Consider the following 289-nt stretch of genomic DNA (forward strand, 5'->3'; position numbering starts at 1 on the left):
CTGATGAGCTCCCACACGAATTGCTTGATTCATTGTGAAAAGACGATGATGTGATGCGACCCTGTTATAGGTCTGTAGCTCAGTTGGTTAGAGCGCACCCCTGATAAGGGTGAGGTCGGCAGTTCAAATCTGCCCAGACCTACCAGTTCCTAATGGGGCCATAGCTCAGCTGGGAGAGCGCCTGCCTTGCACGCAGGAGGTCAGCGGTTCGATCCCGCTTGGCTCCACCACTTTGCACCACTGCTCAGAACTTAGAAATGAGCATTCAGTGATGAATGTTGATTTCTGA

2 tRNA genes are annotated in these 289 nt (G+C 51.6%); both read left to right on the forward strand.

The features are described 5' to 3' along the window. Nucleotides 1-68: 68 nt before the first annotated feature. A tRNA-Ile gene (locus F3J44_RS29505) sits at nt 69-145 on the forward strand. 9 nt (nt 146-154) lie between these two features. Beyond that, a tRNA-Ala gene (locus tag F3J44_RS29510) sits at nt 155-230 on the forward strand. Nucleotides 231-289 lie beyond the last annotated feature (59 nt).

Origin of the sequence: Pantoea sp. Tr-811 (genome assembly GCF_011752535.1) — a bacterium.
Taxonomy (GTDB): Bacteria; Pseudomonadota; Gammaproteobacteria; order Pseudomonadales; family Pseudomonadaceae; genus Aquipseudomonas.